The following is a 13,305-nucleotide window of genomic DNA, read 5'->3' on the forward strand; positions in this document are numbered from 1 at the left end:
ACGTACGCTCGAGGCATGAGCATCGCGACGACCGTACTGAGGCAGCTCTCCACCGAGGGAGGCACCCAACCCCGCCTGACCTGGTACGGGGCAGACGACGAGCGCGTCGAGCTGTCCGGGCGCGTGCTGGCGAACTGGGTGACCAAGGCGGCGAACCTCCTCACCGAGGAGGCAGATATCTCACCAGGGTCCCGCGTGCTCCTCGACATGCCGATCCACTGGCGGGCCACCGTCTGGGCGCTCGCGACGTGGACGGCCGGCGGGGAGGTGGTGCTGGCTGGCACGATCGACGACGAGGCGGACGACGAGGTCGACCCCTTCGACCCGTACGAGCCGGAGGAGGACCTCGCGGACGACGAGCTCGAGGACGACGACGAGGAGGACGAGTCGTTCGTCGCCGACATCACGGAGGACGAGATCGACGTCGTCGTGAGCGCGGGCGCGATGGACGCCCCGAGCGCCGGGCTCATCCTCGCCGTCGCGCTGCCCGCCCTCGCGATGCGCGTCGACGAGGCCATCCCAGCGGGGGCGATGGACGCCTCGGCAGCGCTCATGACCTACGGGGACGACCTCGGGCCCGTCGCCGAGCCGCGCCCGGAGGACCGCGCGCTCTCCGGGCCGGACGTCGTCGGGCTGGGGACGTCGACCGACGTCACCTACGCGGACCTCGCCGCCTGGAGCGTGCGGCAGATGCCTGCCGCCCACCGCGACGAGGCCGGCGCACGTATCCTGTGCCGGCCCGGGTCCCTCGACCAGCTCCTCGGTCACGCCCTGGCGGCGTGGCAGACCGGTGGGTCTGTCGTGCTCGTCGCCGAGGACGTCCCGCACGCGAGTCTCGAGGAGATCGCCGCCGCCGAGCGCGCTGTCATTCGCTGCTAGGCGGACGGCTGCCGCGGACCCCAGCGAGCAGCGGGCTGACGCGTTGACGCGTTGACGCGTTGACGCGTTGACGCGTTGACGATCGTGGCGCCTGACGCGATGCACAGGCATCGCGGACTGGTGAGGTAGCCGACGCTCTCCGCTCCCGCAAGGACGACGGAGCCGGCACCCTGCGAAGTCGCCACGGCTCACACGAGCATGGGTTGGTTGTGGGTCTGGGTGGTGGCGAAGGTCTGGCCGTTGGGTCTGACGAAGCGCCAGGAGTCGGGGTATCTCTCGATGATGAGCTCGCGCTGGTGGACGAAGCCGTGGTGGTAGCGGCACAGCAGGATGCCGTTGGCGGTGTCGGTCGTGCCGTGGTGGGCGTACCACCACAGGGAGTGGTGGATCTCGCCCTGCCCGGGTGGGGCGGTGCAGGCGGGGAACATGCAGTGCCCGTCGCGGGCGATGATCCCGCGGGCCTGACCGGTGGTGAACAACCGCTCCTCCCGGCCCACGTCGAGGATCTCCGAGTCCGCCCCGAAGACCACGCGGTGCAGGGCTGAGCTGCACGCGAGCTGGGCGAAGAGCCCGAACGGGACCGGGCTGTCGTCCTCGAGCGTGGCCGGCTCGACCCCGACGAGCCGGGTGTGGTCCAGAGCCGTCTCGATCCTCCCGAGCAGCTGACCCCACACCCTCGCCCCCGACCCGACACCGTCACCGGCGTCGTCGCCGACGGCGCCGCCGCCCTCAGCGGCCCCGCGACCCGAGGCGGCGCCGGCGTGAGTGGCCTCGAGGCTGATGTCGTCAGCGGCGCCGTGCCCCGCGCCGGTGAGCGTGGCTTCGAGGACACCGAAGGGACCGGCCGAGCCTTGGGTCGGGCAGGGCTCGCCCGGGCGCTGGGCGCGGACCATCGCCATGAGCGTCCCGATCGTGGCGGTGATCGCGATGTGGGGGCGGATACGCGCGCCGGGCTGGAGCGTGCCCGAGTCCAGGACCATCCCCGCCAGCTCCACCAGCGCGCCCGCACGACGCTGGTTCACCGTGCGCGTATCGCCCTTGCCGCGCCGGCCCGCCCGCGCCTCCAACGCCGCCAGCACCAACGCCCCGTTCGCCTCGGAGAGCCAGACCTTGCCGTGGTAGCCGTCCAGCGTCCTCGCCAACGACACCTCCTCCCGCTCCGACTCCTCCTTCCAGCGCCGGTCCCCCGCCCCCGGATCCGCCCGCAGCACCCAGTTCTTCATCAACGTGTTGAACCGGCTCGCGTCCAGCACCCGCGCCTGACCAAGCAGGAACTCCTCACCCACGTCCGGGTCCGCCAGCACCCGGGTGCACCCCGGTGAGCTCGTGCCGTAGCGCACGAGCGCGGCGACATGATCCGGACCGATCTCCCCCGCCGCCAACACCCTCACCGTCCCGGGCAGGTGATCACGCAACGCCCGCGCCTCCCGCGTCATCCGCGACGCCTCCCGCTCGAACCGGCCCGTCCGCTCCCGCACCCACGCCGGGAACGACCGCGCCCCGCCCGCCGCCCACGTCCCGTCCGCATCGATCGCCGCCACCAGGCGGGCCCGGGCCGCGCACACCTGGCCCTCCACCGCCGACAACCGGGCCAGGGCCTCCCCCAGCGCCTCACCCGACAGGTCCCCGAGATCAGCGCCGGCCAGCGTCGTCGCGGCGCGCTCCAGATCCCCCAGCGCCCCCATCGCGACAGCCACCCGGACCACCCCACCAGTACCTGTGTTCGACCACTACCTGAAGTCAACCACCCACCACCGACAACGACACCGACCCCAGCCACCGCTGTGGACAGACCCCTCTGAGGAACCTGGCTGCGCGTGACTTCATGCAAGAGATCGCGCCTGGACGACTCCGCCCGGCACCGGCCGCCCCCTCGCCGCGAGCCAGCGTGCAGGCACGGGGACTCCATGGGCGTTCGGCTGGTCGCAACGCCACCAACCGACGGGCGCTCGTAACCACCCGCGTGGCGTCCGCCGGCGGGCCTCCCGAGCGGAAGGCGCCGCGCCGCTCGACCTCAGGTCACCCCGCTACGGGACGTCGGCCTGGAACAGCGTCCCGACTCCCGCTACGCGCAGGGGTCCGTCGTCGGCGCGGACGAAGGCGCTCTGGCCCCGCCCGAGCGTGAGGCTCCCGGTTGCGGCGCTGAGCTCGACCGTGCCGTCGAGGCACAGGAGGACTCGCGGCCCCCGGCCGGGCAGCGGGCGAGGACCGTCGGCGCAGTCACCGTCCGCGAGGGTGGTCACCGACAGCTCGAAGTCGTCGACCGGCGCGTAGAACACCCGGGTGGCGCCGTGGAACGTCTCCGGCGCGAGGCGGATAGGCGGGGCGGCGACGTAGTCGACGCACTCGAGCACCTCGGCCACATCGACGTGCTTGGCCGTCAGCCCCGCGCGGAGCACGTTGTCCGAGGACGCCATGAGCTCGACGCCGAGCCCGGAGAGGTAGGCATGGACGCCGCCGGCGGGGACGAAGAGCGCCTCCCCCGGGCGCAGCGTCACGGGGTTCAGGAGGAGGGACGCGACGACGCCGGGGTCGCCCGGATACTCCTCCGCGAGGAGCCGGACGGTGTCATCGGCGCGGGGCGAGGGCGAGCCGTCGGCGAGGCGCGCGACGCAGGCTCGCACGACGTCGGCCACCTCTCCCGCGCTGGGCCGCGAGCCCGCGGCGAGCAGCCGCGTGAAGACGGAGCACACCCCGGTCGAGGACGGGTCGGCGACGAGCATCGCGTGGAGCTCGCGGGCGAGGCCGGCGTCGAGGTCGGCGAGGAGCTCCGCCGCGCGGCGGGGCGCGCGGAAGCCGCACATGGCCCGGAACGTCGTCAGCGCGTAGACGAGCTCGGGCTTGTGGTTGGCGTCGCGGTAGTTGCGCTCGGGGGCCTCAAGAGGGATGCCCGCCTCGCACTCGGCAGCGAACCGCTCGCGCGCCCGCTCGAGGTTCGGGTGAACCTGGAGCGAGAGCGGGCGCTCCGGCGCGATGAGCTTGAGGAGGAACGGCAGCTGGGCGCCGAACCGGCTGTGGACGTCCCTGCCGAGCGTCGCGTCCGGGTCGGCCTCGATGAGCGTGCGGAGGTCCGGCGCCGGCGCACCGGGCTCGAGCGGCGCCGGTCCGCTGCGGTGCGCCCCGAGCCAGAGCTCGGCCAGCGGCCGGTCGTCCGTGGTGGACCCGATGACGTCGTGGATGGCGTACGTCGAGCCCCACGCGTAGTCACGCGGGACGCCGGCCATCCGGAGCATCGGACCTCCTTGCAGGTTCTCGGCGCACGTGAGCGCCGCCGTCCACCGTATCGCCGCGCGCCGGGCACGTCGGCAGCCGCCGGCATCCGGCGCGGCGGTCTCGGTGCACGGAGCGCAGCGCTGCCGACGGCGAGGGCACCAGGTGGCGCGGCAGCGGCTCCGAGCCCCTCAACGCCTCAACGCCTCAACGCCTCAACGCCTCAACGCCTCAACGCCTCAACGAATGGTGCGGGCCTGCTTGACCTCGGGCCGGAAGACCACGCCGCGCGCTGCCGCCTTGAGCAGCCGCGCGACGAGCGGCTTGGCCACGCCGGCGCCGCGCATCTGCTTGATCATGTTCTCGCCGAGCGAGGCTGCGATCGTCGGGCTGCGGAACTTGATGGCCGTGGCGATCTGGTTGCGGACCCCGTACTCGAACTTCCACACGTTGCCCTCGTTGACGTCCCCGAAGTTGACGCCCCGGTTCTGCGGCAGGAGGTGGTTGACGCGGGAGTCCGGCACGAAGATGCCCGGGCGGAACTTCGAGAGCCGCTGGGTGTACTCGGCGTCGTCGTACCAGATGAAGAAGTTCGCCGAGGGCAGGCCGACGGCGTGCACCGCCTCGCGCGTGATGAGGACGGAGACGAACGAGCACGACTTCATGAGGGTGTACGTCGCGCCCAGGGTGAGCGGGCGCGCCCAGTCCCAAGTCGGGTCCGGCGTGTTCATCTCGCAGAGCGTCCCGTCCTTCCACTCCACGAGGCTGCACGCGAAGCTCGGCATCGCGCCGAGCCGGGTCTCGGCGTCCTCGAGGTCGCGCACGAGCGGGCCGAGCGCCCCGGCCTGCGGGACGGTGTCGTCGTCCATGAGCCAGATGGCGTCCATCCCCAGCCCGTAGGCGAGCTCGGTGCCGGTGGAGAACCCGCCGGCACCGCCGGTGTTCTCCTTCATGCGGCGCACCGTCGTCGGGAGCGTGTGCTCGCGCGCGGCGAGGTACTCCTCCGTGCCGTCGGTCGAGGCGTTGTCGATGATGATGACGTGGTCGACCGGCCGGGTCTGGCTCTCGAGGCCCTCGAGGGTCTTCTCGAGCAGGGCCAGCCGGTTGTACGTGACGACGACAGCTCCAACGCGCATCAGGTTCGCTCCTTGAGCTGGTGGTAGAAGGTGGTGAGGAAGGTGGTGGCGGGCTCCGCAGCACGGAGCTCCGCGAGGAGGGCCCGCTGCTCGGACTGCGCACGGGCGAAGGCGTCGTCGTCCGCGGCGAGGCGCTCGAGGACTCCCTGCGCCTGACGCAGGAACTGCTGCGGCTGGCGCGGCACGAGTGCCGCGGGCGCGACGACCGTGCGCTGGCTGCCGACGTCGGCGGAGACGACGAGCACGCCGTGCTCGTCGGCCTCGAGCGAGGTCAGCGTGATGCCCTCGTTGTCGCTCGAGACGACGAGCACGTCGACGCTGGCGAAGAAGTCCGCGACCGGCCCCCACTCGCGGCGCACGATGACGTCGCTGAGCCCGCTGCGGGCGATCTGGGCCCGGACCTGCGGCTCGAGCGTCCCCGAGCCCTGCATGAGGAACGTGAACGCGTCGGGGTGTGCGCGGTGGAGGCGCCGCACGAGCTCGACGAAGAGGAACGGACGCTTCTGCGGGACGAGACGGCCGAGGAACCCGATCCGCAGCGGCGCGCCGAGTTCGCGCCCGCCCGCGATGAGCTCCACGCCGTCGGTGCGCGTCGCGCTCTCGGAGACGTGGAGGTCCGTGAGCGGGCGGTAGACCACCTTGTCCCGCCTCACGCCCCCGTCGAGGAGGTAGAGGTCGCGCAGCTCGGGGCTGATGACGTGGTGGACGTCGATGAGGTTCGAGTACTCGAGGCTCTGGCGGACGAACCCGCCGGTGCGGTGCTCGACGATGTGCGTGCTGTCGATGACGCCGATGTCCGCGCGGATGTGCTTGAGCTCGGGCAGGAACGCGTACGCGCGGGCGGAGTGGTGCACGTGCACGAGCCGGATGTCGTGGCGCTCGAGGAGGCCGCGCAGGAACGGGTCCCAGTCCTCGTGGGCGAGCGCGTTGGCCGCGAGGTAGACGTGCGGCGTGATCTCGAGCGCCTTGTCGAGCGCCCGCTGCGGGGCGCTGCGGTCCGCGGTGATGACGACCTCGTAGCCGGCGTCCCGCGCGATCTGCGCGGACCGGAAGCCCCACGCCTCGGCGCCGCCGGTCTCGATCCAGTGCATGGCGACCCAGACGGCGGGCCGGCGCCCGCCGGCCTCCCGCTGCGGCTCGCGCGGCGCGACGGCGGCGCCCACGGGGTCGAGGCGGGGCGCGCGCGGCTGCATGGGCGAGCGCGACGACGGCGAGATGTCGTTGCGGTTCTGGCGCCACGTGTCGAGGAGGACCGGAGCCCGGTCGTAGAGCGCCGAGTAGAGGGCACCGACGCGGCGCCGGACGCGGTCCGTCGGGGCGATGAAGGTGAAGGTGCCGTCGTGGGCGAGGAGGTCGGGGCTCGGGAGCTGGAGCACCCGCCACACCGGGGTGGCATCGGCCTCGCCGCGCACGGTGAGGCGCCCGACGCCGTCGCCCCCGAGGAAGATCCCCCCGGCGGAGGCCGGCTGGATGACGCCCCCTTCGGGCATCGGCTCGCTCGAGCTCGTCCGCAGGACGAGCTCGACGCCCCGGCCCGGGTACGCCGTCTCGAGGCTGCGGACGGTCGCGAGGAGCCAGGCCGCCCCGAGCGCGCGGACCGCGTCGGTCCCGGCACTGCTGAGCGTGAGCGTCACCTCCCGGCCGTCCAGGCCGGCCTGGAGCTCGGTGACGACGGCGTCGACCTCCGCTGTACCCACACTCATGCGTTCCCCCTCAGCGTCGCGACCGCGGTCTCGATCGGGCCGTCGACGACGACCCGGCCGTGCTCGAGCAGGATGCCACGGTCGCACAGCTTGGCGACCATCTCGAGGTCGTGGCTGACGATGACGAGCGCCTTCCCCGCGGCGCGCAGCTCGCGGATCTTCGCGAGGCACTTGCGCTGGAACGGCTCGTCACCCACGGCGAGGATCTCGTCGACGAGGAACACGTCGGGGTCGGTGTGGACCGCGACGGCGAACGCGAGGCGCAGGAACATCCCCGAGGAGTAGAACTTAACCTCGGTGTCGATGAAGTCCTCGATCTCGCTGAACGCGACGATCTCGTCGAACTTCTCGGTGATCTGCCGCTCGCTCATCCCGAGGATCGCCCCGTTGAGGAAGACGTTCTCCCGGCCCGTGAGGTCGGGGTGGAACCCCGCCCCCACCTCGATGAGTCCGGCGATCTTCCCGCGTACGCGGATGCTCCCGGTGTCCGTGCGCATGACGCCGGAGATGAGCTTGAGGAGCGTCGACTTCCCGGAGCCGTTGAGCCCCAGGAGCGCGAGCGCCTCCCCGTCGGCCACGTCGAAGGAGATGTCGTGGAGAGCGACGAAGTCGTCGCTCAGCCGCGCCTGGCGCCCGCGCAGGTTCCACACGACCCAGTCCTTGGCGGTGCGCGTGTGGCGCAGGGTGAAGTGCTTGGCGACGTCGCGGACGACGATCCTCGGTTCGGTGCTCACTCAGAGCTCCTGCGCGAATCGTCCGTCGAGGCGACGGAACACGAGCTCGCCGACGACGAGGGTGACGACGGAGGTCGCCGCGGCCACACCGACCCACTGCCACATGTCGGGCGGCATCTCGTAGACGACGCCCGCCGTCGGCGCCCAGAAGCACCAGTGGAACAGCTCGACCACCGGGGTCAGCGGGTTGAGCTGGTAGATCGTCCACAGCCTGCCCGTGCCCATGACGTCCGCGACGGCCGTCCACGAGTACAGGACCGGCGAGGCCCACGTCGCCACCATGAGGAGGAGGTCGACGAGGTTCTCGGCATCTCGGAAGAGGACGTTGACAGCGCCGAAGATGAGCCCGAGCCCGAGGGAGAAGATCGTGAGGATGACGAACCCGAGCAGCCCCGCCCCGAGCTGGGCGAGGGAGGGGCGCCAGCCGAAGATGAGGGCTCCGACGACGAGGACGGCGAGCTGCGGGAAGAAGTGCACCATCGCGACCCACAGCGCCGAGACGGAGAACAGCTCGCGCGGCAGGTAGATCTTCTTGACGAGCGCGTTGTTGCCCACGATCGCGCGCGTCGCGTTCCCGAAGGCCTCACCGAAGAAGTTGACGACGACGATGCCGGAGAAGAGGTAGACGGAGAAGTTGTGGATGACGTCGCTCATCCGCAGGAACTCGCCGACGGCGAAGTAGAAGACGACGAACTGGACCGCCGGCTTCACGTAGGACCACAGCATGCCGAGGGCGGAGCCCCGGTAGCGCACACGCAGGTCCTTGCGGACGAGCAGCTTGAGGAGGTAACGCTGGCGGAAGACGTCGAGCAGGCCTCCGCCGCGCCCCGGCTCGACGAAGGCGCCGGCCGTGGCGGTCGCACCGCTCACTCGTCGACACCGCCGCTCGTCAGCGGGGCCGACCCGCGGAAGTGCGGGACCAGCTTGTTGTCCACCGTCGTCAGCGCGGCACCGATCGCCATGTGCATGTCGAGGTACTTGTACGTGCCGAGCCGACCACCGAAGATGACGCCCTCCTGCCCGCGCGCGAGGTCGCGGTAGGCAAGGAGGCGCTCGCGGTCCGCGGCGGTGTTGATCGGGTAGTACGGCTCGTCGCCGCGGTCGGCGAAGCGGGAGAACTCGCGCATGATGACCGTGCGGTCCTTGGGGTAGTCCCGCTCGGGGTGGAAGTGGCGGAACTCGTGGATGCGCGTGTACGGGACGTCCTCGTCGCCGTAGTTCATGACCGGGGTGCCCTGGAAGTCCCCGACGTCGAGCACCTCCTCCTCGAAGTCGAGGGTGCGCCAGCTGAGCTCGCCCTCGGCGTAGTCGAAGTAGCGGTCGACGGCGCCGGTGTAGACGACGGGGACGTGGCCGACGACGGCGTCCTTGTTGATCGGCTGGGACGTGTCGAAGAAGTCGGTGCCGAGGCGCACCTCGATGTTCGGGTGGTCCGCCATGCGCTCGATCCACGCGGTGTAGCCGTCGACCGGCAGGCCCTCGTACGTGTCGTTGAAGTACCGGTTGTTGTACGTGTATCGCACGGGCAGGCGGGAGATGATGCCCGCCGGGAGCTCGCGGGGGTCGGTCTGCCACTGCTTGGCGGTGTAGCCCTTGATGAACGCCTCGTAGAGCGGACGCCCGATGAGGGAGATGCCCTTCTCCTCGAGGTTCGTGATCTCGCGCCCGACCAGCTCGGCGGCCTGCTCGGCGACGAGCGCGCGGGCGGCCTCGGGTCCGTGGGCGGACCGGAAGAACTGGTTGATCGTGCCCAGGTTGATGGGCATCGGGAAGACCTCACCACCGACGTTGGTGTAGACGCGGTGCTGGTAGCTCGTGAAGGCGGTGAAGCGGGTGACGTAGTCCCACACGCGCTCGTTCGAGGTGTGGAAGAGGTGCGCGCCGTAGCGGTGGACCTCGATCCCGGTGCTTGCCTCGGCCTCGGAGTAGGCGTTGCCGCCGATGTGCTCCCGACGGTCGATGACGAGGACCTTGAGCCCGAGCTCACGGGCGCACCGCTCGGCGACCGTCAGTCCGTAGAAGCCGGATCCGACCACGATCAGGTCGACATTCACGCAGATATCTCCTCGCCGGTGGGCAACGACCGCTGCAAGGTTAGCCCGTCGGGTCCCGTCGGGAGTGCTGGCCCCGCCCCGACGTGAGGCACAGCACTGGTGCGGGCCGGTCGACAGTAGGCTGCTGGGGACGTTCCACAGACGCCCGAGGAGAGCCGTGCCCCACCCAGGACCCGAGGCCAGCACCGTCTACCTCGTCGGCGTGGCGGGAAACCCCAACCTCGGGGACGAGCTCATCGTCGCCGTGTGGCTGCGGTACCTCGCGGACCACCTCCCGGACGCCGACGTCTGGCTCGACACGCCCTACCCCGGCCCGGCCTCCGCGCTGCTCGCCGGCATCCACCCGCGGCTGCACGTGACGGACACGCTCTTCCGCCTGCGGGACCGTGCCGTCGAGGACGGCGTCGACGCCGCGGACGCCGCGGGGATCGGCGCCTACATGACCCGCGCGCTCGCCGACCCGGGCAACACGCCGTGGTGGACGAGCGGCATCGACCTCGTGCGGGGGGCCGACGTCGTCCACCTGGTCGGCGGTGGCTACGCCAACGACCTGTGGCCGCACAACCTCGCGCTCCTCGACGCGCTCGCGTGGCTGGCCCAGCACACGCCGGCACGCGTCGGCGCCACCGGGCTGGGGCTGCTCCCCCTCGGGGAGGCCTCGGCGGCCCGGGTGGCCGACGCGGCACAGCACTTCGCCGTCCTCGACGTGCGCGACACCGGCACGGCGCGGGCGCTCCTGGGCGGGGCCCGGCCGACTCTCCCGCTGCGCCTCACGAGCGACGACCTCTTCGTCCAGGCCGCGGACGACTTCCTCGACGCGGAGGGTGGCGCGGCGTTCGACGTCGGCGTCGTCGTCCAGCACGACCTGCGCTCGATGGACTGGCCAGACCTGCTCGCGTTCGTCCGCGCGCAGGTCACGGAGTGGGACGTCGACCCCTCACGCGTGGCCGTCATCGAGTGCATCCCGCGGCTCGACGCGACGGTCTACGACGACCTGAGCGCGCACTGGCCCGGCCTCCAGCTCCGCTCGTTCCACGAGGTGTGGCGCGACGGGTTCCCCGCGGCGGCCCACCAGCGCTGGATCTCCACCCGCTTCCACCCGCACCTGCTCGCCGCGGGGGCCGGGGCCCGGGGCGTCGCGATCTCGGTGCGGGGCGACTACTACGACGCCAAGCACGGTCTCGTCCTCGCCGCGGGCTCCCGGTGGGAGCTCCTCTCCGACCTCCGGGCGCCCGTCGCCTCCGACCTGGCGTACGGGAACCTGCGGGAGCGTTGGCCGGCGCTGCGCGCGCGCAAGCGCGAGACGGCCGCCATCCTCTACGGCCCGCCGCGCCGGCCCTGAGCGTCAGTCGCAGGCGGTGATCTCGAGCAGGCGGGCGGGCCCCTCGACGGCGACGGGCTCGGCGACGCCGGTCGCCACGAGCCAGTCGAGGCCCGGGTACGCGTGCTCGCCGCCGGCAGGGTCCCCACCCCACATCGGGTAGGCCATGTCGAGGACGTACCCGACGTTGAGGTTCTCGACCGCCTGGCACACCTCTGGATCGGTGCGGGCCTCGTTGAGGCGTGTCGCGATGATCCCCGCGTCGTGGGTCCAGACGATCGAGATGTGCGGGAAGAGCGCCTCGCGCCCGCCGACGGCCCATGACATGGAGCTGCCGTCCCACGGGCTGCCGGCCACGACGACGCCCTCGGGGACGATCTCCTCGAGGCGCTCGAGGAGTGCGTACTCGTTCGCGGCGAGGAGCCCGATCGAGCCCGAGGACGTCGGGTCGATGCGGTAGAGGCGCTCGAGCTCCGCGAACGACTGCCGCGCCGCCGGCACCTGCGTGTGGGCGAGGACGAGGAGGACGAGCACGGCGGCACCCGTCGGGGCGACCCACCGGGCGCTCCGCGGGCCCCGCTCCCCCGCGGGCTCCCCCGCGGCCTCGGCCCCCGCGCGCCGCCGCGCGTGCCGTGGTGCTGAGCCACGCGTCGCCGCGAGCGCGAGGAGCCCGCGGGCCCGTCGGACGAGCTCACGCAGGCCGAGCACCGCGAGCGGGATGCCGGTGACGGGCAGGAGCGCCGCGAGGCGGTGGTCGTCCCCGTACCAGTACCCGGTGAGCTCGGAGCGCAGGGCGCCGTCGACGCTCGTCGAGACGACGTACAGCACGACGACGACGAGGTGGCCCGCGATGAGCCACCGCAGTCGGGACACCCGGGCCGCGCCGACGAGCCCGACGAGGACGAGCGCCGCCATCGCCCAGTCCGGCGTGCCGTGGGGGTGGCCGGCCGCGAGCGTGAGCGCACTGCCGACGGCGCCGAGGACGGTCTCGTCGACCGGCCAGTACACGGGCGAGGAGCGCAGCCCTCCGACCTGGGGCACCCGGTCGGCCACCCGGTACGCCACAGCGACGGCGGCGATCCCCACGGCCCAGGCCAGGGCGAGCAGGGTGGCTGCCCGTCCGGGCCGGGCCGACCTCCGCACGAGGTCCACGGACCGCTGCCCGAGGACGTAGAGGACCGCGGGGACGAGGATGAAGGCGGCTGCGAAGAGGGCGTTCGTCTGCCCGAGGGTGAGGGCGAGCGACCCGACGGCGAGGAGCGCGGCGTGCGCGACCCACCCGCGCACCGTGCGCTGCCACAGCATGGAGACGACGAGCGCGACGAACGCGGGGAGCATCGCGTACGCGATGAGGTTGGGGTAGAGCACCCCGTAGTACGTGAGGAGCTCGGGGAACTGGGTGAAGGACGTCGCGAGGAGCGCGCTCGCGGCGACGAGCCAGGGACGTCGCCCGAACAGCACCCGAGCGAGCGCCGCGACAGCGAGCGGCCACACGACCGCCGCCACGACGATCGTCAGGGCGGTCGTCGCCTGCGGCACACCGATCGCGGTCGCCCCCTCGAGGAGCGCGACGATCCCGTGCCAGAGAGCGGGGTAGAACGAGGCGTCGAGCATCGGGTTCGACATCGACATGTGGAGCGAGGAGGCGTCCGCGCGGTCGAGGATGAACTGGACCGCGTTGAGGTGGTAGTTCGCGTCGTACGTCTGGGAGATGGCCTGCGGCCCCTCGAGCGCCGCGACGATCCGCCCGGTCTGCAGGACGGCGGCGACGGCGAGTCCGGCGAGCACGAGGACGGCCCCTCGCCGCGCGTGGCGGCCCTGGGCGGCCGCGCGCTCGTCGGCGGCTGCACGCTCGGCGGTGCCCCCTTGCGCGGCGGCGCGCTCGCCGGCGCCGGGGCGCTCCGCGGTGGCGCCGGGTTCGATGGCCGGTCCAGCGCCGCGGGTGACGAGCCGGACGACGGCGGCGAGGACGAGACCGAGGCCCGTGCCGGCGGCGACGGTCGTCAGCCCCCACGGGAGCCCGACGGCCGGGGCGACGATCGCCGTCGTGCCGATCACCCCGCCGCTGAGGAGCGGCGCGCTCCCCCACCAGAGGAACCCCCGCAGGCGCAGGACCCTGCCCAGGGCGAGGCCGGGGAGGAAGAGGACGACGAGGGCGAGCAACCCGGCCGGAACGATGCTGAGCCAGGCCGACACGTCAGTTCCTTCCGCGGGGGTGTACCGCCTGGGTCATCCGTCCGGCAGTGCAGGTGCGCGGTGAGTCTACCG

General features: G+C 72.3%; 10 protein-coding genes. 2 read left to right on the forward strand and 8 right to left on the reverse strand.

Annotation, left to right across the window (positions count from 1 at the left end; all coding sequences use genetic code 11):
- Positions 1-15: 15 nt before the first annotated feature.
- Positions 16-879 (forward strand): TIGR03089 family protein, encoded by an 864-nt coding sequence (locus V2J63_RS12540; RefSeq protein WP_331231380.1) that lies wholly within the window; start codon positions 16-18, stop codon positions 877-879.
- 188 nt (positions 880-1,067) lie between these two features.
- Here V2J63_RS12540 and V2J63_RS12545 read toward each other — a convergent pair whose 3' ends face one another.
- The 7 genes from V2J63_RS12545 to glf form a co-directional block, all read right to left on the reverse strand.
- The gene (locus tag V2J63_RS12545) at positions 1,068-2,576 is read right to left on the reverse strand and encodes a DUF222 domain-containing protein (protein ID WP_331231381.1); all 1,509 of its coding nucleotides are present in this window, start codon (positions 2,574-2,576) and stop codon (positions 1,068-1,070) included.
- 330 nt (positions 2,577-2,906) lie between these two features.
- A complete protein-coding gene (gene manA, locus V2J63_RS12550; RefSeq protein ID WP_331231382.1) occupies positions 2,907-4,112 on the reverse strand; it encodes a mannose-6-phosphate isomerase, class I in 1,206 nt (401 codons plus the stop codon).
- A 216-nt stretch (positions 4,113-4,328) separates the two neighbouring features.
- Positions 4,329-5,225, reverse strand: a complete 897-nt coding sequence (locus V2J63_RS12555) for a glycosyltransferase family 2 protein (RefSeq protein ID WP_331231383.1) — start codon at positions 5,223-5,225, stop codon at positions 4,329-4,331.
- Positions 5,225-6,928 (reverse strand): glycosyltransferase, encoded by a 1,704-nt coding sequence (locus tag V2J63_RS12560; RefSeq protein WP_331231384.1) that lies wholly within the window; start codon positions 6,926-6,928, stop codon positions 5,225-5,227. Before V2J63_RS12560 ends, V2J63_RS12555 begins: the two co-directional genes overlap by 1 nt.
- On the reverse strand, positions 6,925-7,662 hold the full coding sequence (locus tag V2J63_RS12565; protein WP_331231385.1) for an ABC transporter ATP-binding protein: 738 nt from the start codon (positions 7,660-7,662) through the stop codon (positions 6,925-6,927). The genes V2J63_RS12560 and V2J63_RS12565 overlap by 4 nt, the downstream gene beginning before the upstream one ends.
- Positions 7,663-8,532: an ABC transporter permease gene (locus V2J63_RS12570; RefSeq protein WP_331231386.1), complete on the reverse strand. Its 870-nt coding sequence runs from the start codon at positions 8,530-8,532 to the stop codon at positions 7,663-7,665.
- A complete protein-coding gene (gene glf / locus V2J63_RS12575; RefSeq protein ID WP_331231387.1) occupies positions 8,529-9,716 on the reverse strand; it encodes a UDP-galactopyranose mutase in 1,188 nt (395 codons plus the stop codon). Before glf ends, V2J63_RS12570 begins: the two co-directional genes overlap by 4 nt.
- Before the next feature lie 157 nt (positions 9,717-9,873).
- On the opposite strand from glf, the gene V2J63_RS12580 reads away from it, so the two are divergent.
- Positions 9,874-11,058: a polysaccharide pyruvyl transferase family protein gene (locus V2J63_RS12580; RefSeq protein WP_331231388.1), complete on the forward strand. Its 1,185-nt coding sequence runs from the start codon at positions 9,874-9,876 to the stop codon at positions 11,056-11,058.
- Positions 11,059-11,061: 3 nt separating this feature from the next.
- On the opposite strand, the gene V2J63_RS12585 is transcribed toward V2J63_RS12580, so the two are convergent.
- Entirely contained in the window at positions 11,062-13,233 is a 2,172-nt protein-coding gene (locus tag V2J63_RS12585) for a DUF6541 family protein (RefSeq protein ID WP_331231389.1), read from the reverse strand.
- Positions 13,234-13,305: the final 72 nt, after the last annotated feature.

The sequence above is a fragment of the Georgenia wangjunii genome (genome assembly GCF_036421975.1).
GTDB lineage: Bacteria > Actinomycetota > Actinomycetes > Actinomycetales > Actinomycetaceae > Georgenia_A > Georgenia_A wangjunii.